General features: G+C 69.1%; 24 protein-coding genes. 9 read left to right on the top strand and 15 right to left on the bottom strand.

Features of this window, described 5'->3' with window-relative positions; genetic code table 11:
• Positions 1-180: 180 nt before the first annotated feature.
• Complete coding sequence (locus tag ABZ552_RS00645; protein ID WP_281916370.1) at positions 181-867, bottom strand: TrmH family RNA methyltransferase; 687 nt, start codon at positions 865-867, stop codon at positions 181-183.
• A gap of 43 nt (positions 868-910) precedes the next feature.
• Positions 911-1246, bottom strand: coding sequence for a DUF4190 domain-containing protein (locus ABZ552_RS00650; RefSeq protein ID WP_159849448.1), 336 nt, complete (start codon positions 1244-1246; stop codon positions 911-913).
• Positions 1247-1338: 92 nt separating this feature from the next.
• Between ABZ552_RS00650 and ABZ552_RS00655 the strand changes: the two genes are divergently transcribed.
• The 4 genes from ABZ552_RS00655 (at position 1339) to ABZ552_RS00670 (ending at position 4499) form a co-directional block, all read left to right on the top strand.
• On the top strand, positions 1339-2709 hold the full coding sequence (locus tag ABZ552_RS00655) for a sensor domain-containing protein (protein WP_357435069.1): 1371 nt from the start codon (positions 1339-1341) through the stop codon (positions 2707-2709).
• Positions 2706-3359 carry a response regulator transcription factor gene (locus ABZ552_RS00660; protein ID WP_281876130.1) on the top strand — a complete coding sequence of 218 codons (654 nt, stop codon included), beginning with the start codon at positions 2706-2708 and terminating at the stop codon, positions 3357-3359. The genes ABZ552_RS00655 and ABZ552_RS00660 overlap by 4 nt, the downstream gene beginning before the upstream one ends.
• A gap of 62 nt (positions 3360-3421) precedes the next feature.
• Entirely contained in the window at positions 3422-3991 is a 570-nt protein-coding gene (locus ABZ552_RS00665) for a Uma2 family endonuclease (RefSeq protein WP_281876131.1), read from the top strand.
• A gap of 61 nt (positions 3992-4052) precedes the next feature.
• Complete coding sequence (locus ABZ552_RS00670) at positions 4053-4499, top strand: hypothetical protein (protein WP_281876132.1); 447 nt, start codon at positions 4053-4055, stop codon at positions 4497-4499.
• Here the strand turns inward: ABZ552_RS00670 and ABZ552_RS00675 are convergent.
• The 7 genes from ABZ552_RS00675 to clpB form a co-directional block, all read right to left on the bottom strand.
• On the bottom strand, positions 4483-5190 hold the full coding sequence (locus ABZ552_RS00675) for a lysoplasmalogenase (RefSeq protein WP_281876133.1): 708 nt from the start codon (positions 5188-5190) through the stop codon (positions 4483-4485). The genes ABZ552_RS00670 and ABZ552_RS00675 overlap by 17 nt on opposite strands.
• Position 5191: 1 nt before the next feature.
• Positions 5192-6250 (bottom strand): beta-ketoacyl-ACP synthase 3, encoded by a 1059-nt coding sequence (locus ABZ552_RS00680; protein ID WP_281876134.1) that lies wholly within the window; start codon positions 6248-6250, stop codon positions 5192-5194.
• Between the two features lie 50 nt (positions 6251-6300).
• A complete protein-coding gene (gene pyrE / locus ABZ552_RS00685) occupies positions 6301-6849 on the bottom strand; it encodes an orotate phosphoribosyltransferase (protein WP_040870748.1) in 549 nt (182 codons plus the stop codon).
• Between the two features lies 1 nt (position 6850).
• On the bottom strand, positions 6851-7660 hold the full coding sequence (locus ABZ552_RS00690) for an SDR family oxidoreductase (protein ID WP_281876135.1): 810 nt from the start codon (positions 7658-7660) through the stop codon (positions 6851-6853).
• Between the two features lie 55 nt (positions 7661-7715).
• A complete protein-coding gene (locus tag ABZ552_RS00695; protein WP_281916366.1) occupies positions 7716-8675 on the bottom strand; it encodes a hypothetical protein in 960 nt (319 codons plus the stop codon).
• Positions 8676-8812: 137 nt separating this feature from the next.
• Positions 8813-9616: a DUF5666 domain-containing protein gene (locus tag ABZ552_RS00700; protein ID WP_281876137.1), complete on the bottom strand. Its 804-nt coding sequence runs from the start codon at positions 9614-9616 to the stop codon at positions 8813-8815.
• A gap of 351 nt (positions 9617-9967) precedes the next feature.
• Positions 9968-12523: an ATP-dependent chaperone ClpB gene (clpB, locus tag ABZ552_RS00705; RefSeq protein ID WP_357435073.1), complete on the bottom strand. Its 2556-nt coding sequence runs from the start codon at positions 12521-12523 to the stop codon at positions 9968-9970.
• A gap of 327 nt (positions 12524-12850) precedes the next feature.
• Between clpB and ABZ552_RS00710 the strand changes: the two genes are divergently transcribed.
• From ABZ552_RS00710 to ABZ552_RS00725, 4 genes are all read left to right on the top strand, one after another.
• Entirely contained in the window at positions 12851-13786 is a 936-nt protein-coding gene (locus tag ABZ552_RS00710) for an NADP-dependent oxidoreductase (RefSeq protein ID WP_281876139.1), read from the top strand.
• Positions 13787-13821: 35 nt separating this feature from the next.
• Positions 13822-14709 carry an LLM class flavin-dependent oxidoreductase gene (locus ABZ552_RS00715; RefSeq protein ID WP_357435075.1) on the top strand — a complete coding sequence of 296 codons (888 nt, stop codon included), beginning with the start codon at positions 13822-13824 and terminating at the stop codon, positions 14707-14709.
• A gap of 296 nt (positions 14710-15005) precedes the next feature.
• On the top strand, positions 15006-16163 hold the full coding sequence (locus ABZ552_RS00720; protein WP_281876141.1) for an FAD-binding oxidoreductase: 1158 nt from the start codon (positions 15006-15008) through the stop codon (positions 16161-16163).
• 29 nt (positions 16164-16192) lie between these two features.
• Positions 16193-16954, top strand: a complete 762-nt coding sequence (locus ABZ552_RS00725) for an FAD-binding oxidoreductase (RefSeq protein WP_357435522.1) — start codon at positions 16193-16195, stop codon at positions 16952-16954.
• 144 nt (positions 16955-17098) lie between these two features.
• On the opposite strand, the gene ABZ552_RS00730 is transcribed toward ABZ552_RS00725, so the two are convergent.
• The 5 genes from ABZ552_RS00730 to dnaK form a co-directional block, all read right to left on the bottom strand.
• Positions 17099-18268, bottom strand: a complete 1170-nt coding sequence (locus ABZ552_RS00730) for an FAD-binding oxidoreductase (protein WP_357435077.1) — start codon at positions 18266-18268, stop codon at positions 17099-17101.
• 527 nt (positions 18269-18795) lie between these two features.
• The gene (locus ABZ552_RS00735; protein ID WP_281876144.1) at positions 18796-19212 is read right to left on the bottom strand and encodes a helix-turn-helix transcriptional regulator; all 417 of its coding nucleotides are present in this window, start codon (positions 19210-19212) and stop codon (positions 18796-18798) included.
• Complete coding sequence (gene dnaJ / locus ABZ552_RS00740) at positions 19212-20372, bottom strand: molecular chaperone DnaJ (RefSeq protein WP_281876145.1); 1161 nt, start codon at positions 20370-20372, stop codon at positions 19212-19214. Before dnaJ ends, ABZ552_RS00735 begins: the two co-directional genes overlap by 1 nt.
• A 24-nt stretch (positions 20373-20396) precedes the next feature.
• Positions 20397-21056, bottom strand: coding sequence for a nucleotide exchange factor GrpE (gene grpE, locus ABZ552_RS00745; protein ID WP_159846058.1), 660 nt, complete (start codon positions 21054-21056; stop codon positions 20397-20399).
• Complete coding sequence (gene dnaK, locus ABZ552_RS00750) at positions 21053-22903, bottom strand: molecular chaperone DnaK (protein WP_281876147.1); 1851 nt, start codon at positions 22901-22903, stop codon at positions 21053-21055. The genes grpE and dnaK overlap by 4 nt, the downstream gene beginning before the upstream one ends.
• Positions 22904-23283: 380 nt before the next feature.
• Between dnaK and ABZ552_RS00755 the strand changes: the two genes are divergently transcribed.
• Entirely contained in the window at positions 23284-24447 is a 1164-nt protein-coding gene (locus ABZ552_RS00755; RefSeq protein ID WP_357435081.1) for a zinc-binding dehydrogenase, read from the top strand.
• 7 nt (positions 24448-24454) lie between these two features.
• Here ABZ552_RS00755 and ABZ552_RS00760 read toward each other — a convergent pair whose 3' ends face one another.
• Positions 24455-25099 carry an endonuclease gene (locus ABZ552_RS00760; RefSeq protein ID WP_281876151.1) on the bottom strand — a complete coding sequence of 215 codons (645 nt, stop codon included), beginning with the start codon at positions 25097-25099 and terminating at the stop codon, positions 24455-24457.
• Positions 25100-25122: the final 23 nt, after the last annotated feature.

The following is a 25122-nucleotide window of genomic DNA, read 5'->3' on the forward strand; positions in this document are numbered from 1 at the left end:
TTTTCGGCGTGCTCCACGCTCGGCACCTCGATGTCGTCGCTCCGCGAGGTCATGAGTCAATGGTGCCAGGCCAGAACGGATTTATGCGCCCGATTTGTTACGAAAGCGATGTGCAATCGTGCCGGTGCGCCACCGGGCCGGAAGATCTCCAGCTCACAGGGCGGAGAGCTGGTCCGGTGATCACCACGCCTGCGTGAGATCGGCGTGTTGCCGGATCCAGGCGTGCATGGCGATCCCCGCGGCCACGCCCGCGTTGATGCTGCGGGTGGAGCCGAACTGCGCGATCGACACCGTCATCACGGCGGCCTGCTTGGCGTGCTCGGTGACGCCCGGCCCCTCCTGGCCGAACAGCAGCAGGCAGGCGCGCGGCAGGGTGACCGTCTCCAGCGGGATCGAGCCCGGCACGTTGTCGACGGCGACCACGGTGAGCCCGGCGCGCTCGCTGAATGCCAGCAGTTCGCCGATGTCGGCATGGTGCCGGATGTGCTGGTAACGATCGGTCACCATGGCGCCGCGGCGATTCCACCGCCTGCGCCCGACGATGTGCACGGCCGCGGCGGCGAAAGCGTTCGCCGTGCGCACCACGGTGCCGATGTTCGCGTCGTGCCCGAAGTTCTCGATCGCGACGTGGAACGGGTGCCTGCGCCGGTCGATGTCGGCGACGATGGCCTCGCGGCTCCAGTACCGGTAGGCGTCCACCACATTGCGGCGGTCGCCCTGGGCCAGCAGTTCCGGGTCCAGGCGCGGATCGTCCGGCGGCGGCCCGGCGTGCTCGCCGGCCCACGGACCGACGCCGTTCGGGTGCTCGCCCCACTCCGTCGGCCCGGGTAGGTCCTGCTCCGCCGCGTCCGGCACTGGGTGACTCACGCCGACGATGCTAATTCCGGCCGCCGTGCCCGCGACGGGTGGCTCAGTAGCTGGACGAACTCCCCGCGAACGCACCGACCAGCCCGAGCACCAGGAACAACAGCAGGAACACCAGACTCAGGACCATCAGGGCGGTGGCGATGATGCCGCAGATGTAGCCCGCGTTGACGTTGCCCCGGCCGCCGATGGTTCCGCCGGACGCGTCGATCTCGTTGAGCGCCCGCTTGCCCATCACCCAGGCGAAGGGTCCGATGAACTGGCACAGCACGAGGCTCAGGATGCCCAGGATCAGGATCGTGGTGGATTGCGGGTGGTCCGGCGGTCCGTAGGCCCCATAGGCTGGATAGCCGTACGGCGGCTGCTGCGGCGGGTAGCTCATCAGCAGGATCGTAGTGGGTGTGGCGGACTACACCACATTTTCGGCGGACAGCTCCATCGAACCTCGAATCGAGCGCGACCACCATGGATCCCATGACGAAGACACACGCCGAACCGGCCCTGGTGCTCGATTTGCCGCCTGACGCACCCGAATCGGAGGAACACCTGCTGCGCACGGTGCTGCTCGCGCCGGTGCGCGCCCGGTTCTGGAAGGAACTCGTCTACGTCCTGACCGTTTTCGTGATCGGCTGTCTGGCCGTCACCTATCTGTTCTTCGGCTTCGGCGGCGGGCTGTATATCGCGATCACCGTCATCGGCCTGCCGCTACTGGCCCTGGTGCTGCTCGGCGGACGGGTGTGGGGCCGGATCTACCGCGCGCTGGCCAAGGACCTGCTCGGCGTCGCCGTCGCACCGCCTCCGCCGTTCGTGCCCGCGCCCGGGCTGATCGGCTACCTCAAGAGCGCGTTCACCGATCGGGCGAGCTGGCGTGCGGTGGTGTTCCTGCTCGCCCAGGCGGTGCTCGGGGTCGCGGTGGGGTACTTCGTGCTCGTCGCGGTGGCGATGACCATGTTCACCGCACTCTCCCCGATCCCGTGGGCGCTGGTCCACCCGACCAACGTCGACGCGGACGGCGTCGAGCACACATCGATGGTCCAGTTCGGCGATTTCTACCTCGACAGCTGGCCGAAGGTGCTCGGATTCGCGCTGCTGGGTCTGCTCGGCTGCCTGGCGTTGCCCTGGCTGCTGCGCGCCGTCTGCTGGGTGCACGGGCTGCTCACCATCGCCCTGCTCGGTGCGACCGATCGCGACCGCCGGGTGACCGAACTGCGGGAGAGCAGGCGGACCGCGGTCGAGGACTCCGCGGCGACCTTGCGCAGACTGGAACGCGATCTGCACGACGGCACCCAGGCCAGGCTGGTCACCATCGCGATGGCGCTGGGCCGGGCCGAGGACCGGCTCGCCGCGGGCGGTGACCCCAGCGACCTCATCGCCGACGCGCGCGCGAGCTCGAAGGAGGCGCTGACCGAACTGCGCGAACTGGTGCGCGGAATCCATCCGCCCGCACTGGAATTGGGGCTCGAACCGGCGCTGGAGACGCTGACGGCGCGCTGCTCGGTGCCGGTGGAGCTGCGGGTGCACCTGCCGGAGCGACCGAGCCCGGCCGTCGAGGCGATCGCGTACTTCTCGGTGGCCGAGCTGCTGACCAACGTGGTGCGGCACGCGCGGGCCACCAGCGCGTGGGTCTCCGTCCTGCCGGGCGACGGACGGACCATCGCGGTGACGGTGCGCGACAACGGGATCGGCGGCGTGGTGGCGCCGGTGGACGGCGCGATCGGCGCGGGCAGCGGATTGTCCGGGCTGGCGGCGCGGGCCCGCACCGTGGACGGGACGCTGACCGTGCGGAGCCCGGCCGGCGGACCGACCGTGGTGACCATCGCGCTGCCCTTGGCGGGGTCGCGATGAGCGACGGTCTGCGCATCGTGATCGCCGAGGACAGCGCCATCCTGCGCGACGGGCTGGCCGGGCTGCTCGCCGAACGCGGCCACGAAGTGGTCGCCATGGTCGGCGACGCGACCACCCTCGCCGACGTGGTCGGCACGCACAACCCGGATGTCGCCGTGGTGGACGTGCGGATGCCCCCGAGCTACACCGACGAAGGACTGCTCGCCGCCATCGAATTGCGCCGCAAGTATCCGATGACCGGCGTGCTGGTGTTCTCCCAGTGGGTCGAGACGCGCTACGCCACCGAGTTGCTGGCCGGGGGCGCGAGCGGCGTCGGTTACCTGCTCAAGGACCGGGTCGCCGATGTCGGGGACTTCGTGGACGCGCTGCACCGCGTGGCCACCGGCGGCACCGCGCTCGACCCGGAGGTGGTGAGCCAACTGATGGGCGCCTCGCGTCAGCAGGATTCGCTGGCCCGCCTCACCCCGCGCGAACGCGAGGTGCTCGAACTGATGGCCCAAGGCCTGTCCAACAGCGCCATCGCCGCCACCCTGACCGTGACCGAACGCGCGGTGGAGAAGCACATCGGCAACATCTTCATCAAGCTCGACCTGCCGCCCTCGGACACTCACCACCGCCGTGTGCTGGCGGTATTACGACTCAGGGGCTGAATTCGCGCCCGCCCCGCACGCCGTGTGCAAGACTCCCCAGTGGATCGACACGGAGGGGCGCTGTGACCATCGGGTGGCCGGATCACCTTCTGACGCTCGCGGAGTGGAACGCGCTACCCGAGGACAACAGTCGCTTCTACGAATTGGCAGAAGGTGTTCTCATCGCGTCGCCGCGGCCGCCGTCGCGGCACCAGCGGGCGGCCTTGCGCCTCTCCATGCAGATCGAGCCACAGCTTCCCTCCGGCTACAGCGTGCTCATGCAGTCGGAAGTGGTGGTCGACGACGGTCGGCCACCGACCGTGCGTGTGCCGGACGTTCTCGTGGGCCCGAGCGCGGATATCGACGCGAACCTACCGCGCTGGAACGCCCGCGACTTGCTGCTCGTGGTCGAGATACTCGCCGATGGCACGCGCCGGACCGATCGACGGACCAAGTTCTTCGAGTACGCCGCGGCCGGTATCGGGCACTACTGGCTCGTCGACCTCGAGCCGCTCAGCCTGACCGCCTATACGTTGATCGACGGCGGCTACGAGTTGTCCGCGAAGACGTCCGGTGCGGTGAACCTGGAACTGGCCGAAACCACTATCACCGTCGATCCTGACGCGCTGACCAGCAGCCGAGCGGCCCGATAGCCCCTACCACCGAGTGGTTCGGGCCTATCCTGGAGGTCTGGCACTCGGGGTGGAGGCTGGTATGGATCACGAGCGGATTCTGCGCACGGTGCTCGGGGTGACCGCCGGGTATCTGATCCTGCTGGCGCTGTGGCTGGGGTGGGTGGTGCAGCGGACGCCGCCGGGGACCGTGCCGTATCAGATCGTGGCGTTGGTCGGGTTGTTCGGCTCGTGCCTCGGCATCGGGATGATGCTGGCCGCGCGGCCGTCCAAGGCGGATCGCCAGTTGTGGCGGCACGGCTTGGAGGGGTGGGCGACGGTCGAGGGCGTGCACCCGCTGCAACGCACCGACCATCACACCGAACTGACCGAACTCGATCTCGAACTGACCGTCCCCGGATCCGAGAGTTACCGGGGCACAGTGGTTTTCGACGCCACCCCGGCCGACAAACCCCGGCTCGCGGTCGGCGAGATCCTTTCGATCCGCGTCGACCCGGCGAACCGGGACCGCATCATTCTGGTGCTGTGATCAGCGGCTGAACGTGCGCGTTCGGATCGGCGAGCAGGTACTGCGCGGCCGCGTAGGTCGCCAGGATCACGCCTTCGGTCACCCGGCGGGCCCGCCGACCGCGCGCGAACAACCGCCGCAGCACGATCAGCCCGTCCGACACGGTGAACAGCAGCGCCCCGAGGCCGAGGCGGCTGCGCGGATCGACACTCGGAATATTCAGTCCCGCAATATTTTTCGCGCTCGGCGCCAGCGCCGGGTCGGACGCCAGCACGGCGGCGGCACCCAAGGTGACGCCGTAGGCCGTCAGCGGTGCGGCCACCGTCGGCGCCTTCCTGCGCAGCAATCCTGCCGCGCCCAGCCACGCGATCACCCGCGGTACCGCCACCCCTGCGGCGGGCCTGCCGCCCATCCGCCACCACAGCGTGGCGTATCCCGCCTGCATCACCGCGAACGACGACGCGCCCGCGATGAGCCTGCGGTCGTCGTCCGGATCGATGAGCAGGATGTCGCCGACAGTGGCCGCGCCGAGCGACCCGATCAGCACGGTGCGCTCGGTGGACGGCAGCTGCTTGCCTTCGGTCGCCACGTCGGCCGCGAGCAGCGGCATCAACAGCGGCTTGGCGAGCCACTGCGCCTTCTCCCGTCCGGTGACGGCGCCGTAGACGGTGACCGCCGCCGCGGCGAGGAACCCGGCTCGGAACGGGCGCATGCTAGAAACTCGGCTCGGCCGGGGCGGGGGGCAGCGTGACGACCTGGCCCGCGTAGCTCAGGCCCGCGCCGAAGCCGAGCAGCAAAGCCGTCTGGCCGCCCTTCGCCTTGCCGGTGACCAGCATCTCCTCGATCGCCAGCGGAATGGACGCGGCCGAGGTGTTGCCGGTGTTCTCGATGTCGTTGGCCATCGGGACCTCGTCGGCCAGTCCGAGATTCTTCTTCATCAGCTCGTTGATCCGGGCGTTGGCCTGGTGCGGGACGAAGACCTCGATGTCCTCCTTGGCCACGCCCGACACCTCGAGCGCGGTGGACAGCGCGCGCGGCAGCGTCACCGCGGCCCAGCGGAAGACCCGGGGGCCTTCCATCCGCAGCGACATCCGGCCGACCGGATCGACGGCCGGGTCGAGCCCCTGCATGGACTGGGCCCGGTGCATGTACTCCAGGAAGTCGATGTCCTGCATGATCGCGGCGGCGTTCTCACCGTCGCTGCCCCACACGGTGGGCGAGATGCCGTTCTCGTCGCTCGGACCGACCACCACCGCACCCGCGCCGTCACCGAAGATCATCGCGGTGCCGCGGTCGGTGGGGTCGAGCCCGACGGTCATCGTCTCGGCGCCGATGAGCAGCACATATTCGGCGGAGCCGGACCGGATCATGTCCGCGGCCACGCCGAGGCCGTATCCGAAGCCGCCGCAGCCGGAGGTCAGGTCGAACGCGGGGACGCCGTTCATGCCGATGTCGTAGGCCACCTGCGGCGCGCCGTGCGGGGTGAGGGTCAGCCAGCTGGAGGTGGCCAGGATCACGGCGCCGATCTTCGACCGGTCGACGCCGCTGTTGACGATCGCGCGCTCGCCCGCCGCCGCCGCGATCGACCGGAGCGTCTCGTCACCGCTGATCCAGCGCCGGTTGCGGACGCCGGTGCGTTCGTAGATCCACTCGTCGGTGGAATCGAGGACTTCGCAGACCTCGGCGTTGCTGACCAGGCGCTTGGGTCGGTAAGCGCCGATTCCGAGCATCGCAACGTTTTCGCGACTCCTGTTGACTGCAATGCTCACCACTGGTGACTCACACGACCCTTCACCTTCGAAGACTTAGACCATCGCCCAGGCTATCCCAGGGCGAGATCCTTCAAGCCGAGGATCGACCGGTACTCCAGACCTTCCGCGGCGATCACCTGGTCAGCGCCGGTTTCCCGGTCGACGACGGTGGCGACGCCGACCACGGTAGCGCCCGCCGCGCGCAGTGCCCGCACCGCGGTCAACGGTGAATTGCCGGTCGTGGTGGTGTCCTCGACCACCAGCACCCGCTTACCCACGATGTCCGGGCCCTCGATCTGGCGCTGCATGCCGTGCGACTTCGCCGCCTTGCGCACCACGAACGCGTCGATCGGGCGGCCGGGAGCGTGCATCACGGCCAGCGCGACCGGGTCGGCGCCCATGGTGAGACCGCCGACGGCGTCGAAATCCCAGTCCGCGACGAGTTCGCGCAGCAGCTTGCCGATCAGCGGGCCCGCGCCGTGGTGCAGCGTCGCGCGGCGCAGGTCGACGTAGTAGTCGGCCTCCTTGCCCGAGGACAAAGTCACCCGGCCGTGCACGACCGCGAGCTCGCGGACCAGCGCGGCCAACCGGTCCCTGTCGTTGGTAATCACGTCGATCATGTCAAGTCCTTCCGCGTGCGTTGAACAGCCCGCGATTGAGCCGGGCCCCCAGGGTTCGCGGGATCGCTCCGGCGAGGGTGGTGAGCGCTTTGTACTGCATTCCGGGCACGCTGAGCACCCGGCCCTTCTCCAGATCGCGCAGTGAGCCGGCGACTACTTGGTCGACGCTCAGCCACAACGCTTCGGGCAGCGAGGGCATCTCGATGCCGGCTCGCCGGTGGAATTCCGTGCGGACGAATCCCGGGCACAAGGCTTGGACCCGGACTCCGGTTCCGGCCAGTCCCCCTGCCAACCCTTCCGTGAAGGATACGACGTAGGCCTTGGACGCCGAATACGTCGACCCGCGTCCGGGGATCAGGCCGGCCACGCTGGCCACGTTGACGACGCAGCCGTTCGCCGCCGCGATCATCGGCGGCAGCGCGGCCCTGGTGAGCCGCACCACCGAGGTGACGTTGACGTCCAGTTGCGCCTGCAACTGCTCGGGCGGCACCGTCCAGAACTCGCCGGAGTGCGCGAAACCGGCGTTGTTGACCAGGAATTCGACTCCGTCGGCCAGCCGCGCCGCGACCTGCTCGCGGTCCTCGGCGCGGGCCAGATCGGCGACGAGTATCTGCGAGCGGGTACCGAAGCGGTGCTCCAGGTCCGTCGCGAGGGCCACCAGACGCTGCTCGGTCCGGGCGGCCAGCACCAGGTCGTAGCCGAGCGAGGCCAGCCGCGTCGCGTAGCCGCGGCCGATGCCCGAGGTCGGGCCGGTGACCAAGGCCACCGGGCGGGCGGTGCCGGGCAGCCTCGGATGCGGATGCTCGGTCATGACGGCGCGATCGGTCGCAGTCGCGCGGTTCCGACTGCGGTGGGCGCGCGGCCGATCACTTCGGCACGGGTCCCTGGTAGGGGCGGAATCCGGGATGGAAGGGCCCGCCTGGCGGGTCGGCGGGCCGCTGCCGCGACTCGCGATCGGCGCGACCCTCGTCGCGCTCCTCGCGCGGCCGCGCCTCGGCGTCCGCACGCCCGCGGGCGCGCGCGTCCGGCACGACGGCGAGCGAGGGGCGGCGCGCCGGTTCCGAGCCCGGCTCGTCGGCGTGGGCGTCCTCGCCGGACCGCTCGTCGTCCTCGGCGTGCGGCCGGTCGTCGGCGTCGTCCTCGATATCTCGAACGTCCTCGCCCCGCTGCCGCTCCCGAGGGCGGGGACGACCCGGCTCGCCGTCGAAACGCGGCTCGCTGACCGGCGGCAGCACGTGCAGCAGCCCGGACAGGCGCAGCACGGCGTCGATCGCGCTTTCCCAGTCCTTCGGGGTGGTGCCGACCAGCAGCATGCCCAGCGTCCAGTTGCCCTCGCTCCAGAGCATCTGCACGGTGTCGGGAAGATTCTCGATGAAGGCGACCATGCGCTGATCGACGGCGTGCCTGGCGATTTCGGGATTGGTCGCGAACACCACGCGGTCGCCGATGGCGCCGAGCAGTTCCAGATCGTGGTCCTTGGGCGGGCTGGCGGTCTTCAACCGCATGTCCACGTCGATGTCCGAGCCGATCTGGCGGCGCACCGCGACCAGCGTCGCGGAATCCTCCAGGTCGAACAGCACGAACTTCTCGCCCTTACGGATGCCGGAGACCACGTCGACCGCGGAGAGATAGCCCAGCTTCGCCAGCGCGCCTCGCCGCCAGGTCGACGCCAGCGCGGGTTCCACGGACACGTAGGTATAGCCCTGCGACTTCGCCCAGACCTGTCGCGCGTGACCGGTCCGCTGCCGCTGGAGCCGATCGAAATACAGCAGCACGATCGCGCCCACGAGCGCGATCGCCGCCAACCCGAACCACATTGCCGTCATCGACGCCTAGCCTAATGGTCCCGGACGGACATGGTCCGTCATTACCCCCGCGCCGAGCCGAGCGAAACGGGAGCGGTCATCGATCCCGCTCACCGGGCGATTGCGCGGTACTTCGCTCCGACGACGGACCGGGCGGCTCATCGGCCGCCGCCGGGCAGCGAGGTACCGATGATGACCTTCGCCTGGATCGATCCGTCCGGCGCCTTGTCGCCCTGGATCAGGACCAGCTCACCGGCGGCCAGATCCGACACTTTGGTGCCGGACAAGGCGATCACCTGGGTATTCGCGTCGGTGCGCACCGTGATGGTATTGCCCATCACCGAACTCACCGTCAAGGTGCCTCCGTCGTTGGCGGTGATGGTGCCCATGGTCGCGCCGAGCCCGTCGACGTCGCCGAGGCCGGGCACGCTGGGCAACCCGCTCGGCGGACTCGGCTGCGTGGACCTGGGCACGGGCGCGGGCCGTGTCGTGACGCGCGCGGTCGAGGCCGCCGCGGTGTCGGCCGAACCGGAGTCGCTGCCGCCCAGCAGCACACCCGCGACCACCCCGATCGCACCGATCAGCACGATGACGCCGAGGCCGAGGGCGATCCAGAGACCGGTGTTGCGCCGCGGCGGCTGCGGTGGCGGTCCGCCGCCGGGGGGCATCGCGCCACCGGGCGGCCCGGCAGTGCCTTGCCACCGATCAGCGCCGCTGTCCGGATAAGCAGACCACTGGGAGTCGTAGGCCGGGAATTCGCGCGTCGCGTTCGCCCCCGGCGGCGGCCCCCAAGACCCGTATTGCTCCGTCGGCGGATACTCCGACGGAGCGCCCGCGCCGTATGCCTCGGAGTACTCCGTGGTGTGCGCTGGGCCGCCGTACCCGGATTTGCCCGGCGGACCCAGGTGCTCGGTCGGCGCATCCTCCGGCCGCTGTCCCCAGGGATCGTTCGGGTTGGTCATGCCTTCCAGCGTAGGCTTTGTCCGCTCGCTCGCACCCGCACCTCATGGGCGGGTGTGCCTTCGCCCGTGCGGAAGCCTGCCGGGAGGCGCACGCTCGCAATCGATCCCACATCCAGCACGCTCGCCCCCCGTGGACGAAATGTGCTGTGCGCGAGAGGCACTGGCGGCCCTCGCCCTGCCGTGCCGCGAAGTGGGCAGTATCCCATTCGCGACATCGCCGAGACCGCCCCCGGCCTCAGCCCGCCGCGCCGACGACCCCCGGGGGCTGTAGGGCGCGTTCGCCGATCCCCTCGACGGGCCCGGCGAGTAGCCGGCCTCGCCCCGAGCGCTGCCCGGAGCGGGGCCGCTCGCTCACCTGCCGATGATCAGGCCGTCCCCGTCGGGGCTGACACTCACCTTGACGTTGTCGCCGTCGGTGATCTCGCCCGCGAGCAGTTCCTTGGCGAGGGAATCGCCGATGGCCTGCTGGATAAGCCTGCGCAACGGGCGCGCGCCGTAGGCGGGGTCGTAGCCGCGCACCGCCAGCCAGAACCGGGCCGAATCGCTGACCTCCAGCTTCAGCCTGCGCTGCGCCAGCCGCTTCTGCAGCTGCTCGAGCTGGATGTCGACGATGTGCTCGAGCTGTTCCTCGTCGAGCGAGTGGAACATGACCACGTCGTCGAGGCGGTTGAGGAACTCCGGCTTGAAGGCCGAGCGCACGGCGTTCATGACGAACTCGCGATCACCGCCCGCGCCCAGGTTGGAGGTCAGGATGAGGATGGTGTTGCGGAAGTCCACCGTGCGGCCCTGGCCATCGGTGAGCCTGCCTTCGTCGAGCACTTGCAGCAGGATGTCGAACACGTCCGGGTGCGCCTTCTCGATCTCGTCGAACAGCACCACCGTGTAGGGCCTGCGCCGCACCGCCTCGGTGAGCTGACCGCCCTGGTCGTAACCGACGTAGCCGGGCGGGGCGCCGACCAGCCGGGCGACCGAGTGCTTCTCGCTGTACTCGCTCATGTCGATGCGGACCATGGCGCGCTCGTCGTCGAACAGGAAGTCGGCCAACGCCTTCGCCAGCTCGGTCTTGCCGACGCCCGTGGGGCCGATGAACATGAACGAGCCGGTCGGGCGATTCGGGTCGGCGACACCCGCGCGCGCCCGGCGCACCGCGTCGGACACCGCCTGCACCGCCTCGTTCTGGCCGACCACGCGGCGGCCCAGCTCGTCCTCCATGCGCAGCAGCTTCTGCGTCTCCCCTTCCAGCATCCGGCCCACCGGAATACCGGTCCAGGAGGACACCACCTCGGCGATGTCGTCCGGGCCGACCTCCTCCTTGAGCATCACCTCGCCGTCTCCCGCTGTGGCCGAAATTTTTTCGGCCTCGGCGAGCTGCTTCTCCAGCGCCGGGATCCGGCCGTAGCGCAGTTCGGCGGCCTTGCCCAGATCGCCGTCGCGCTCGGCGCGCTCCGACTCGCCGCGCAGCGCTTCCAGCTGCTCTTTGAGCGTGCGCACCTGATCGATCGCGTTCTTCTCGTTCTGCCAGCGGGTGGTCAGCTGGTTGAGTTTCTCCCGGTCGTCGGCGAGTTCGGAGCGCAGTTTCTCCAGCCGCTGCTTGGAGGCCTCGTCGGTCTCCTTGGCGAGGGCGACCTCCTCGATCTCCAGCCTGCGCACCGCGCGTTCCACCTCGTCGATCTCCACGGGGCGGGAGTCGATCTCCATGCGCAACCGCGAGGCCGACTCGTCGACCAGGTCGATCGCCTTGTCCGGCAGGAACCGGGAAGTGATGTAGCGGTCCGACAGCGTGGCCGCGGCGACCAGCGCGGAGTCGGTGATGCGCACGCCGTGGTGCACCTCGTAGCGCTCTTTGATGCCACGCAGGATGCCGATGGTGTCCTCCACCGACGGCTCGCCGACCAGCACCTGCTGGAAGCGCCGTTCCAGGGCGGCGTCCTTCTCGATGTGCTGGCGGTATTCCTCCAACGTGGTCGCGCCGACCAGGCGCAGCTCGCCGCGAGCCAGCATCGGCTTGATCATGTTGCCCGCGTCCATCGCCGATTCGCCGGTGGCGCCCGCGCCGACGATGGTGTGCAGCTCGTCGATGAACGTGATGATCTGACCCGCGCTGTTCTTGATGTCCTCGAGCACGGCCTTGAGCCGCTCCTCGAACTCGCCGCGGTACTTCGCGCCCGCGACCATCGCGCCGAGGTCCAGCGCGACGACGGACTTGCCGCGCAGCGACTCCGGGACGTCGCCCGCCACGATGCGCTGGGCCAGGCCCTCGACGATCGCCGTCTTGCCGACGCCGGGCTCGCCGATCAGCACCGGGTTGTTCTTGGTGCGCCGACTCAGCACCTGCACCACCCGGCGGATCTCGGTGTCCCGGCCGATCACCGGGTCGAGCTTGCCCGCGCGAGCCGAGGCCGTCAGATCGGTGGAGTACTTCTCCAGCGCCTGGTAGCTGCCCTCCGGATCGGGGCTGGTCACACGGGCGCTGCCGCGCACCGCGGTGAACGCCGAGCGGAGCGCGTCGGCGGTGGCGCCGTACTTGCGCAGCAGCATCGTCACGTCGGAGTCGCCTTCGGCGAGACCGACCATGACGTGCTCGGTGGAGACGTACTCGTCACCGAGCTCGGTGGCCAGGCGCTGCGCCGCGGTGATCGCGGCGAGCGCCTCGCGGCCCAGGTTCGGGGTGGTGGTGGCGCCGGTCGCGCGGGGCAGCCGGTCCACGATGTCCTGTGCCTCGCCTCGCACGGTCGCCGGATCCGTTCCGACTGCTTTCAGCAAGGGCGCGGCGATGCCGTCGGTCTGGTCCAGCAACGCCACCAGCAAGTGCGCCGGACGAATCTCCGGGTTGCCCGCGGCGGAGGCCGCCTGCAAGGCAGCGGTCAGCGCCGCCTGGGTCTTGGTGGTGGGATTGAACGAGTCCACGGGTCACCTTCCTACTAGTCGATGCACACGGCGGCCGAGCGCGGTCATCCGGCCGGAGCTCACGCTCCGACGCGCCCGCTCCCGCTTCGGCTCGGCGCCGTTCCTTACCGTCCAACGTCCGAAAGGTTGAGTCTGTTCCGCTCAAGTTTGAAATTCTTCACCGCGCCGGTCCGATACCGCCGGATCGTGTCGAACGCTACGCCGCGACACCGGCGAATGCGACGCCGCGCGACACCGCCGATGCGATGATTCCGCACGTCGAGGGGGTTCGGGTGCCTACGATGACCTCGGCCGTGAGCTCTTCACCCCGAATCAAGGAGCGTATGGATGCGCGCGATCGTGGTACGGAAGTTCGGAGCGACGCCGGAACTGGCCGAGATGCCGATGCCCGAGCCCGGCCCGGGAGCCGTGCGGGTCCAGCTCCAGGCGGCCGGAGTGAATCCCTTCGACGCGAAGCTGGCCGACGGGATCCTGGACGGCAAACTGCCGCACGACTTTCCGATGATCCTCGGCGTGGACGGTGCGGGGACGGTCGCCACGATCGGCGCGGGCGTCAGCCGCTTCGCCGTCGGCGACCGGGTGGTCGGCAAGTTCCTCACCCCACCGGTTGGCCACGGCAGCTTCGCCGAGTACGCGGTGTTGCCGGAGGGCGGCACGCTCGTGCCGATCCCGCCGGGCGTGCCGACCGTCGCGGCCGCCGCGCTGCCCACCGCCGGGGTGACCGCGCAGGACCTCGTGGACGCCACGCACATCCAGCCCGGCCAAACGGTACTGATCGTCGGCGCGACCGGCGGCGTCGGCTCCTTTTTGGTGCAACTGGCCAATATCGCGGGCGCGCACGTCATCGCGACGGCGCGCGGCGGCTCCGCCGATCAGATGACCCGGCTGGGCGCGGCCGAGACGGTGGACTACACCGCGGGCCCGGTGCGCGACCAGGTCGCCGCCGCGCATCCGGACGGGATCGACGTGCTGTTCGACCTGGTGAGCCCGCCCGAGGCGCTGGCGGAGCTGACCACGCTGGTCCGCGACGGCGGCACGGTGTACTCCACCATCTTCGCCGCCGACGAGGACGCGTTGCGCGCACGGTCGCTCGCGGGCGGCAACATCGAATCCAAGGGCAGCGCGGCGGAACTGGCCCGGCTGATCCAGCGCGTCGCGGCGGGTGACGTGGTCGTGCCGATCGATGCCACCGTCCCGCTCGCGGAGGGACCCGCGGTCATCGGAGCGCCCGGCGCGCGCGGCAAGACCGTGCTCGCCATCTGAGCCGTCCCGCCCCCGCGACACCACCCCGGAGGTGCGTGCTGAGCACCCGACCACCCCAGTTCGGCTTGTTCCTGATCCCCGAGGCCGACGACTTCCGCAGGCTCGCCGAGCTGAGCGTCTACGCGGACGTGTCCGGACTCGACCTGATCGGCATCCAGGACCACCCCTACCAGCGCCGCTTCCTGGACACCTGGACGCTGATCACCGCGCTCGCCACACGGACCGAGCGGATCACCTTCTTCCCCGACGTCGCGAACCTGCCGCTGCGCCATCCAGCGCTGCTCGCGAAGGCGGTGGCCTCGCTCGACATCATCAGCGACGGCCGGATCCAGCTCGGCCTCGGCGCGGGCGCGTTCTGGGACGCCGTCGCCGGCATGGGCGGACCACGGCGAACCGGCGGCGAGGCGGTACACGCCCTGGCCGAGGCGATCGCGGTCATCCGCGCCCTGTGGAGCGACGCGCGGTCGGTCCGGGTGCCGGGCGCCTTCTACGCCCTGGCGGGTGCGCATCCCGGTCCCCGTCCGCAGCACGACCCGGGCATCTGGCTCGGCGCGCGGGGGCCGCGCATGCTCGAACTCACCGGTCGCGTCGCCGACGGCTGGGTGCCGTCGGCCGCGTGGGCCCCGCCGGAGTTCCTCGCCGAAGCCGGCAGGCGGATCGATGACGCGGCCGTCGCGGCGGACCGGGACCCGCTGACGGTGCGGCGGGTGTTGAACGTGTCGGGGACCATCACCGCGGACGGGGCCGACCGCGGCTTCCTGGAGGGCCCCGCCGAGCGCTGGGTCGACGATCTGCTCGCCCTGCACCGTGACCAGCGGATCGATGGTTTCGTCTTCTGGCCGACCGAGGGGGAACCGGTGGAGCAGATCCGTCGTTATACCGAGCAGGTCGTGCCCGCGGTCCGCACCGGCGCCGGGACCTGACCGGCTGGGAACGGCCTCCGCGCGTCCAGGACGGACCGCGGGATTCCGGCACAGCTCGCCCCCGGCGCGGGTTCGTGCGGGGCAGCGGCATCCGCCGTTTGCCCACCGATTACCGTTTGCGCGGGTCGCACGGCGCCGTCGGACGTAGTCCGTCTCCGGCCCGCCCACGGCCGGAGGGAAGGCGAGGTACGCCTATACCCACACGACCACGGCATTTTCGGGGATACTTGTCGGCGGGAGACCACCGGTAACGGGTATGTCCCCGGGCAGAACTGAGGGAAAGGAAGCTCCACGTCGTGGATGCGCGTTCGGCTGCGCTGGTCCGCGCCAATTTTCGTTCGGTGATCGAGTCGCCGAACGGACCCGAGCGGTTGGTCAGTGCGTTCTACGGACATTTGTTCGCCGAGAACCCACGGCTGCGCGAATTGTTCCCGCCCGCCATGGAGATGCAGGCCAAACGGATCGCCACGGCCATCCAGTACGTGCTCGACCACCTGGAGGACTGGGACCGGGCACAGAAATTCCTGGAGCAACTCGCCCGCGACCATCGCAAGTACGGCGTCGAGGCGGCGCACTACGACATGGCGGGCCGCGCGCTGCTCGCGGCGTTCCGGGTCTACAACGGCGCGGGCTGGAATCGGGGCCTGGAAGAGGGCTGGCGCGACATCACCATCCTGATCTCCGCCTCCATGGCCATCGGCGCCAACTCCGACAAGTCGCAGCCGGTATGGGAGGCCACCGTGGTCGGCCATCGCCGTGTGCTGGAGGACCTGGCCATCGTGCGCCTACAGTCCGACGGGCCGGTGCCCTACCAGGCGGGGCAGTACGTGCCGGTGACGATTCCGCAGCGGCCCAAGATGTGGCGTTATTTCTCCCCGGCGATCCCCTCCAACCCGTACGGCGAGATCGAGTTCCACGTGCGCAAGATCCGCGGCGGCTGGGTCAGCCCGGCGATCGTCAACGAGACCAGGGTGGGCGACCGATGGCGGATCGCGGGCCCGCTCGGCGGACTGCACGTCGACCGGGACAGCGGCCGCGACGTGCTCATGATCGGCTCGGGCACCGGCATCGCCCCGCTGCGCGCGCAACTGATCGAGATGGGCCAGCGGGGCATCAACCCACGTGTGCACTTCTTCATCGGCGGTCGCTATCCCTGCGACCTGTACGACGTGGAGAACATGTGGCAACTCTCGCAGAGCAACCCGTGGCTGACGATCGTCCCGGTGTGCGAGCAGAAGACCAACCCCTGGTGGTACCCGCATCCGCCGCAGGACGCACCGTACGGCATGCACCGGCGCCTGATCGGTAACCTTGGCGCCGTGGTCGCGAGCTTCGGCGCGTGGGCGGACCGGCAGATCCAGATCGCCGGTTCGGCCCGGATGATCGCCGACACCCGGCGAGCGCTGCTCGCGGTCGGCACGCCGGAGCAGAACATCAGCTGCGACCCTGTGTAACGAAGGAGGCCCCGTTGGGGGATCCGAGCATGCTCGGTAACGGTAATCAGGCGCCGGAATGGACCTCGACCGTCGTCGGTCACCATCGGCTGCGGCACGACCTCGCGGTGATCCGCCTGATCGGCGAGTTCGTGCCGTTCGCCGCCGGACAGTCGGTCGAGGTGCGGGTGCCCCAGCACCCTGGGGTGCGCCGCAGGTTCTCCCCGGCGCTGCCGCCCTCGCTGGACGGGAAGCTGGAGTTCCACGTGCGCACGGTGCCGGGCGGCTGGTGCAGCGGCGCGATCGTCGCCGACACCCAGCCGGGCGACGAGTGGCGGATCGGCGCTCCGGCCGGCGGGTTCTGGGTCGACCCGGACGGCGGCGAGGTGGTGATGATCGCCGGCGGCACGGGTTTGGCGCCGATGCGCGCGCAGATCCTCGAGCTGGCGCGCAAGCCTTCGCCGCCGCCCACCTACCTCTTCGTCGGCGGCCGCTACCCGCGCGACCTCTACGCGTCCGACATGCTGTTTCTGCTGGCCGCCGAATTGCCTTGGCTCACCGTGATTCCGGTGGTGGAGAGCCCGCAGGACCCGAACTGGGTCGACGAGTGGTACGAACAGTCCCGCGTCGACATCGGTTTCGCACCCGACGATCTCCTCTACGGCACGCTCGCCGACGTCCTCGGCTCGCACGGCGCGTTCCTCGAACACCAAGTGCTGGTCTGCGGCTCCCCGGCCATGGTCCAGACCACCGTCGACCGCCTCCTCGAAACCGGAACCCCACCGGAACGGATTCAGTTCGAGGGGCTGTAACCGATCCAACCGATCGCTCATCCGAACGGCCCTCCGTGAGTTCGGTGATCGCAACCGACGCAACCACACCAGCTCGATCACGGGCTTCGAGCGAAGCGAGACCGAGCATCCGCCGTTCGCGGGCGCTGGGAAACCAACACAACCTCAATACAACGGGTCGTGGCGGATGTTCTTCGCCAGCGTCCCCGCTGCCATGAGGCGGAACTTGGTGGTCTGCACCATCGAGGGCGACCCGGCGATCTGGACGTCGCGGTCGGACCAGGCGCCGAAGCTCGCGACGACCTTGCCGATCTGGCCGGTCACGCGCGGTTCCAGGCCGGGCCAGGTGGTGCGCGGTTCGTCGGGTTCGGCGTACCACCACGGGTTTTCCTCGTGCTCGCTCACCGGTGTGACGGTGAGCCAGCGGTTGGCCATCGCGAGCTTGCTCAGCGTCTCCAGGTCGTAGAGGTCGCACGGGTGGTGCCCGCCGACGAACAGGTGCACCTTCGGATTGGTGCGCCGCATCGCCATCGACATGAGCTGGGCGCGCAGCGGCGCGATCCCGGTGCCGCAGCCGATCATCAGCATCTTGCGTTTGGCGTTGCGCGGGACTCCGAGACCGCCCAGCGGTGAGCCGAGCAGCCACTGGTCGCCGACGACGGTCTGGCCGACGATGGCCGAGCTGACCCAGCCGCCCAGCACGCTCCGGACGTGGAACTCGATCTCGCCGTTGGCAGTCGCGGGCACGGCGGGCGAGAGATAGCGCCACATGCGCGGCCGCGACGGGATCTGCACACTCAGATACTGACCCGCGGCGTACCGCATCGGCTGATCCAATTGCAGCCGGACGATGACCAGGTTGCGCAGGACCTCCCGGCGTTCGATCACCGTGCCGGTCCACGCCGACGGCGTGGTCTCCTTCTCCGCCGCGCCGATCATGGTGTCGGCGATGATCTTCAGGCCCTCGTCCCAGGCGCGGTCGACCTCGTCGGTCCACATCTCGGTGCCCGCGAACACCTTCACGGCGGTCTTCAGCGCGGTGGCGACAGCGATGTAGTGCGCGGGCTGCACGCCGTACTTGCGGTGGTCCCTACCGAGCTGGGCGAGGAAGGGCAGCAGCTTGTCGGGCTCCTCCAACCGGTCCAGCGCATAGGAGATCGCCTTGACCAGGCGATCGCGCTGCGAGTCCATCGCGGCGGGAAAGAAATCGCGGACGTGCGGGTAGTCGGTGAACAAGATCGCATAGAACGATCTGGCCAGTTTCTCCGGCCCCCCATCCTCCGCAGCAACCGCCTTGAACGTAGTTCTGATCAAAGCGACAGTGCGTGAATCCATTGGTCTCACAACCCCATTTCGCACTCGTTCACGAACCATGCCGGCGAGTGAGGTGCTGCGGGGCCACTCGACAGCAGCCGATGGCAAGGAGTGTAGGCGAGGTTTGCCAGCAACGGAATCTTTCGAAGGAACATCACGCGTGCAATTTCCTCGAAACGAGGATATCCAGGGAGACACGCCAGAGAAACCGACTGAAAGACCGTAGATCTGCCGCTAAATCAGTCGTCCGCACACCGAAAAGGTAAGTGCCTCTTGGTTAAATACGTCCCGATTGGTCTGTTCTAGCGACTTCAGGGCAACACGCAGAACAGCACACGGAGTACGAACCGGGCAAACCGATCTCGATCCGTAAACAAATCTATGGTGAAAAGCGCCAGTTGATTCGACAACGAAATGAACTCCGCCGCAGCACTTGTACAGAGCATAATATGGCTTATTTTCAGCAAATCATCGGCGGTGTCTCAACGACGACGGCCCCGGCCTCGGGTCGCGCTGTGCGACCGAGGCCGGGGCCGTCGTCGTGCCGGTTATCGCCTGCGCTGGCCGTCCTCGCGGCGGTGCCGCGGCTGCCAGACGACCAACGCGGTACTGCGCTGCGGGGCGAGATCGGGACGGTATCCGGCCCGGGCCCGCTCCAGCTCGGCCGACAGTTCCGCGACCTGCTGGCGCAGCTCCTCCACCTGATTGGTCAGTTCGATGATGCGCTTGATGCCCGCCAGGTTGACGCCTTCGTCCTGGGACAGCCGCTGCACCTCGCGCAGCAGCTCGACGTCCCGGGCCGAATAGCGCCGCCCGCCACCCGAAGTCCGTTGCGGCGTGACCAGTCCCAGACGGTCATACGTGCGCAGCGTCTGCGCGTGCATGCCGGCCAGCTGGGCCGCCACCGAGATCATGAAGAACTCGGCCCGCGACCCGCCGGACGCGTTCTTCGGTTCCGAGGACATCACGCACCTGCCCATCCCGCACGTGGATCGAAGCCACTCGCCCGCTCGGCCTCCTGGTAGCGCTTGAGTGCCTCGACGGCGTCGCCGTCGAGCTTCTGCGGCACCGCGACTTTCACCGTCACCAGCAGGTCGCCCGCGCCGCCGCCGCGCTTGGGCACGCCGCGGCCGCGTACCCGCAGGGTGCGGCCGTCCGCGGTGCCCGGAGGCACCTTGACGCCGACCCGGCCGTCCAGCGTGGGCACCGAAACCGTGGTGCCGAGAACCAGTTCACTGTAACTGACCGGCAGCACCAGGGTCAGGTCGTCGCCGTTGCGGCCGAAGACCTTGTCCTGGCTGACGTGGACGGTGACATAGAGGTCGCCCGAGGGCGCCCCGCGCAGTCCCGCCTCGCCCTGTCCGGCCAGCCGGATCCGTTGCCCGTCACCGACTCCCGGGGGAATACGCACCGTGATGGTGCGCGTGCGGTTCTGGATACCGCTGCCCTGGCAGTCCAGGCACGGGTCGTCGATGATCGATCCGCTGCCCCGGCACTCGTCGCACGGCTCGCTGAAGCCGAACGCGCCCTGGTTACGGCTGACGATGCCGGTCCCGTTGCAGATCGGGCAGACTCGCGGACTCGTGCCCGGCTTGGCGCCGCTGCCGTGACACGTGGTGCACGGCGACGGACTGGTCATTCGCAGCGGAACCGTGACGCCCTGGGCCGCCTCCCGGAAACCGAGAGTGGTCTCGGTCTCCACGTCGGCGCCGCGCCGGGGGCGGCTCGACGTCCGCGCGCCGCCACCCCGGTTGAACAGACCGCCGAGCAGGTCGCCGAGGCCACCGTCGCCGGTGCTCGCACCGCCGAAGATGTCCCCGAGATTGAACTCCTGCGAGAAGCCGCCCCCCGCGCCGGACCCGAACCCACCGCGGCTGTAGCCGCCACCCGCGAAGAGCTTGCGGGTGTCGTCGTACTCCTTGCGCTTGGCCGGATCCGACAGCACGGCGTGCGCCTCGCTGACGGCCTTGAACTTCTCCTCGGCTTTGGTGTCACCGGGGTTGGCATCCGGGTGCAAGTCGCGCGCGAGCTTGCGGTAGGCCTTCTTGATCTCGTCCTGCGAGGCGCTGGAGGAAACACCCAGTTCCTTGTAGAAGTCCTTTTCGATCCACTCCCGTTGGCTCACCGAGCATCTCCTCCTCTCGCGTCCTTATTGTTCGTTCGCGCCGGCATCAACATCCGATGCCTCTTCGGTCGGCTGGTTCTCGTTCTCCGTCAGATCGGCCACGCCGTCGGTTACCCCGACGAGCGCGTGCCGAAGCACCCTATCGCCGAAGCGATAGCCTTTGCGCATCACAATGCCGATCACCGGATCGTGGCCGGAGCCCTCGTGCTGCACGGCCTCGTGCAGGGTCGGGTCGAAAGGCTCGCCCTCCGAACCGAACTCCTCGAGGCCCTGCTTGAGCAGCGCGGCCGACAGCTTGTCGGCCACCGACTTCAGCGGACCGGACTCCAGGTCGCCGTGCGCCCGCGCCCGGTCGAGATCGTCGAGCACGCCGAGCAATTCGGTGACCACCGACGCCTTGGCGGAATCGATCGCGGCCTTGCGGTCGCGCTCGACCCGGCGCCGATAGTTGGCGTACTCCGCGGTCAGTCGCTGCAGGTCGGCGGTGCGCTCGGCGAGCTCGCCGCTGATGGTGTCGGCGAGCGCGTCGCCGTTACCGAAGTCCGCACCGTCGCCCGGCTCCGGGGCCTGCGCGGCCGCGGCGCCGTTGTCCGCGGCCGGCTGCCTGATCTCACCGGTCTCCGGATCTATCTTCCGGTTGTCGACGAAGGTGACCGGCTCCTTCTCAGCGTTGCCCTCGCTCACTTCTTCTCCGTGTCGACCGGCTCGTCCACGACCTCGGCGTCCACGACCTGGTCATCGTCCTGCGCGCTGCTCGACGCGCCGTTGCCCTGCGCCGCGGCGTCCGCGGCGGAGGCCTCGTAGATGGCCTGGCCGAGGGCCTGCGACTCGGTCGCCAGCTTCTCGACCGCCGCCTTGACCGCGGCGATGTCGGTGCCCTTCAGAGCCTCGTTCGCCTCGGCGATGGCCGCCTCGACCTTGGTCTTGACGTCCGCGGGGACCTTCTCCTCGTTCTCCTTGATGAACTTCTCGGTCTGGTGCACCAGCGACTCGGCCTGGTTGCGGGTCTCGGCCTCCTCGCGGCGGGCCTTGTCCTCGGCCGCGTGCGCCTCGGCGTCCTTGATCATCCGATCGATCTCTTCCTTGGACAGACCGGAGCCGTCCTGGATCTTGATCGTGTTCTCCTTGCCGGTGCCCTTGTCCTTCGCGGTGACGTGCACGATGCCGTTGGCGTCGATGTCGAAGGTGACCTCGATCTGCGGCACGCCACGCGGGGCCGGCGGGATGCCGGTCAGCTCGAAGGAACCGAGCAGCTTGTTGTGCGAGGCGATCTCGCGCTCACCCTGGAACACCTGGATCTGCACCGACGGCTGGTTGTCGTCGGCCGTGGTGAAGGTCTCCGAGCGCTTGGTCGGGATGGTGGTGTTGCGCTCGATGAGCTTGGTCATCACCCCGCCCTTGGTCTCGATGCCCAGCGACAGCGGGGTCACGTCGAGCAGCAGGACGTCCTTGACCTCACCCTTGAGCACACCGGCCTGCAGGGCGGCGCCGACGGCGACGACCTCGTCCGGGTTCACGCCCTTGTTGGGCTCCTTGCCGCCGGTCAGTTCCTTGACCAGATCGGAGACGGCGGGCATCCGGGTGGAACCGCCGACGAGCACCACGTGGTCGATGTCGGACACCTTGATGCCCGCGTCCTTGATCACGGACTGGAACGGCGCGCGGGTGCGGTCGAGCAGGTCCGAGGTGATCTTCTGGAATTCAGCGCGGGTCAGCTGCTCGTCGAGGAACAGCGGGTTCTTGTCCGCGTCGACGGTGATGTAGGGCAGGTTGATCGAGGTGCTCTGCGAGGAGCTCAGCTCGATCTTGGCCTTCTCGGCGGCCTCACGCAGCCGCTGCATGGCCATCTTGTCCTTGGTCAGGTCGATGCCCGAGCTGGCCTTGAACTTGTCGACCAGCCACTGCACGACCCGCTCGTCCCAGTCGTCGCCACCGAGGTGGTTGTCGCCGGAGGTGGCGCGGACCTCGACGACGCCCTCGCCGATCTCCAGCAGCGAGACGTCGAAGGTGCCGCCACCGAGGTCGAAGACCAGGATGGTCTGCTCCTTGTCGCCCTTGTCCAGGCCGTAGGCCAGCGCCGCCGCGGTGGGCTCGTTGACGATGCGCAGGACGTTCAGGCCCGCGATCTGGCCTGCTTCCTTCGTGGCCTGCCGCTGGGCGTCCTCGAAGTAGGCGGGCACGGTGATGACCGCGTCGGTGATCTCCTCACCGAGGTAGGACTCCGCGTCGCGCTTCAACTTCATCAGCGTGCGTGCGCTGATCTCCTGCGGCGTGTACTTCTTGCCATCGATCTCGACGGTCCAGTCCGTGCCGATGTGCCGCTTGACGGAGCGAATGGTGCGGTCGACGTTGGTGACGGCCTGGTTCTTGGCCGGCTGGCCGACCAGTACCTCGCCGTTCTTCGCGAACGCGACGATCGACGGGGTGGTGCGCGATCCTTCCGAGTTGGCGACGACGACCGGCTCGCCGCCTTCGAGAACGGCGACGACCGAGTTCGTGGTCCCGAGGTCGATTCCGACCGCACGAGCCATTGTGGTTCCTCCTAAGTGACGTACCAATGTGTGTCGGTGCCGGGCGAAAACCGCCCTGCGACGCCCGATGACGGACGCCGCGAGACCTCGCCCCTAGCACCTCACGGAGCACAGCCCCAGCAACACTGAGCGTGGTCGGCTCAATCCTGCCCCGCAGGAGTCTCGGAGTCAACCGAAACTTGAGTCGATCGCACTCAATCTTGTCGAAAAGCTCAACGGCCGACTCGCGCGATTAATTCCCGGCGGGCGGCACAACCGTGTGATCCGCCGCACAGCGCAGCCCGCACAACCAGGCGGCCGAGGAAGCCGCGACGGGCGTGCTCGCGCAGTAGGGTGACCGCGGGGCACCCGCCCGTGCGCCGTCGATCCGAGGAGTCGCCATGAGGGCCGCCGTCGTCACCGCCGCCGAATTCGAGGTCGCGGAGCTGCCCACGCCCCGGCCAGGCGCGGGTCAACTGCTGATCGATGTGTCGCGCTGCGGCATCTGCGGATCGGACCTGCATGCCCGCACCCACGCCGACGAACTGGCCGACCTCGCCGTCGCCACGGGCTACGAGCACTTCATGCGCTCGGACCAGAGCGTGGTGCTCGGCCACGAATTCAGCGGCACGGTCGTCGAGTACGGGCCGGACTGCCGCAGAAGGTGGAAGACGGGCACGCCGGTGGTGGCGCTCCCGATCGTCCGGCACGGCCGCCAACCGCATCTGGTCGGGCTGTCCACCGCGGCGCCCGGCGCCTATGCCGAGCAGGTGGTGGTGCAGGAATCGATGACCATGCCGGTGCCCAACGGCCTGTCCCCCGAACACGCCGCGTTGACCGAGCCCATGGCAGTGGCCTGGCACGCGGTGCGCAAGGGCCGGGTCGGCAAGGGACAGACCGCGTTCGTCATCGGCTGCGGGCCGATCGGCCTGGCGGTGATCAGCATGCTCAAGGCGGCGGGCGTGCGCACCGTGATCGGCAGCGATTTCTCGCCGCGCAGGCGCGAACTCGCCACCGCCTGCGGCGCGGACGTCGTGGTCGACCCCGCCACGGAGTCGCCCTGGACGGCCGCCCCGAAGAAGGGCCGGATCGACGGCGTCACCGACATACTCGGGCTCGGGTTCGACACCATGGAACGCCTGCGGCGGATACCGAACCTGCCCTGGTGGTATGTCTTCCGGCTGGCTCACACGGTGAACGCGGGTCCAGCCGGGCCGGTGATCTTCGAATGCGTCGGCGTGCCCGGCGTCATCGACCAGATCATCACGGCCGCACCGCCGCTGTCGCGCGTGGTCGTGGTCGGGGTGTGCATGGAGACCGACCGCTTCCACCCGGCGGTGGCGATCAACAAGGAGATCGAGCTGCGGTTCGCGTTCGGCTACGACCCCGGCGAGTTCCGCGACACCTTGCACATGCTCGCCGAGGGCGAAGTCGATCCGAGCCCGCTGATCACCGGGACCGTCGGACTGGACGGCGTGGCGGACGCCTTCGCCGCACTCGGCAACCCGGAGCGGCACGCGAAGATCCTCATCGACCCGCGCGGCTCCGGCGCCGCCCTGAATTGAGGACCGCTCAGGGCGCGGCGGCGAGGACGTCGTCGGCGATCTTCTCGTCCAGCGTCACCCGCACCAGGGCCGCGGCGAGCTCCGCGGTGTGGTGATCCGGGGCCAGGCTCGCCAGCCGGTCGGGGTCTTCCGGCAACTGCACCCGCTTGGCGCCGCGCAAGGCCCGTTCGTCGAAGTGCGGCCGGACCCAGGTCCAGATGTCCTGGATCTCGCGCAGGAAGATGTGGGCCCCGGTCGGGCCGATGCCGTCGAACTCTTGCAGCAGTTCCGCGGCGCGCTGCGGGTCGTTGTCCGCCTTCTTCGCCAGTTCCCGAAGGTCACCGTGGTAGCGGTCGAGCACGCGCGAGGCGTTGTGGCCCAGCCGCGTCGCGGTGCTCTCGTCGTAGCGGCGGTAGTTCCCCCGCCCCAGCGCGTCGACCAGTTCCTGCCACTCCGCGTCCGCGACCCGGTGCGGCGTCCGGTAGCCGCTGCCGATCAGCTCTCGTGTGGCCCCGATGGCGATATCGGCGGAGATCCGGGCGCTGAGCAGCTGGGAAAGCATGAGCAACTGGAAAAGCGCGGCCGGTTTGTCGTCGAGCGTGATGCCCGCTTCCTCGGCGTATCCCGTGCCGGCGCGGACGAGCAATTCGTGTACGACGTCCTTTTGGCTCATCGTTACCTCCTCTCGCTACCAGG

The organism is Nocardia sp. NPDC019219, from assembly GCF_040632645.1.
GTDB classification, from domain to species: domain Bacteria; phylum Actinomycetota; class Actinomycetes; order Mycobacteriales; family Mycobacteriaceae; genus Nocardia; species Nocardia sputorum.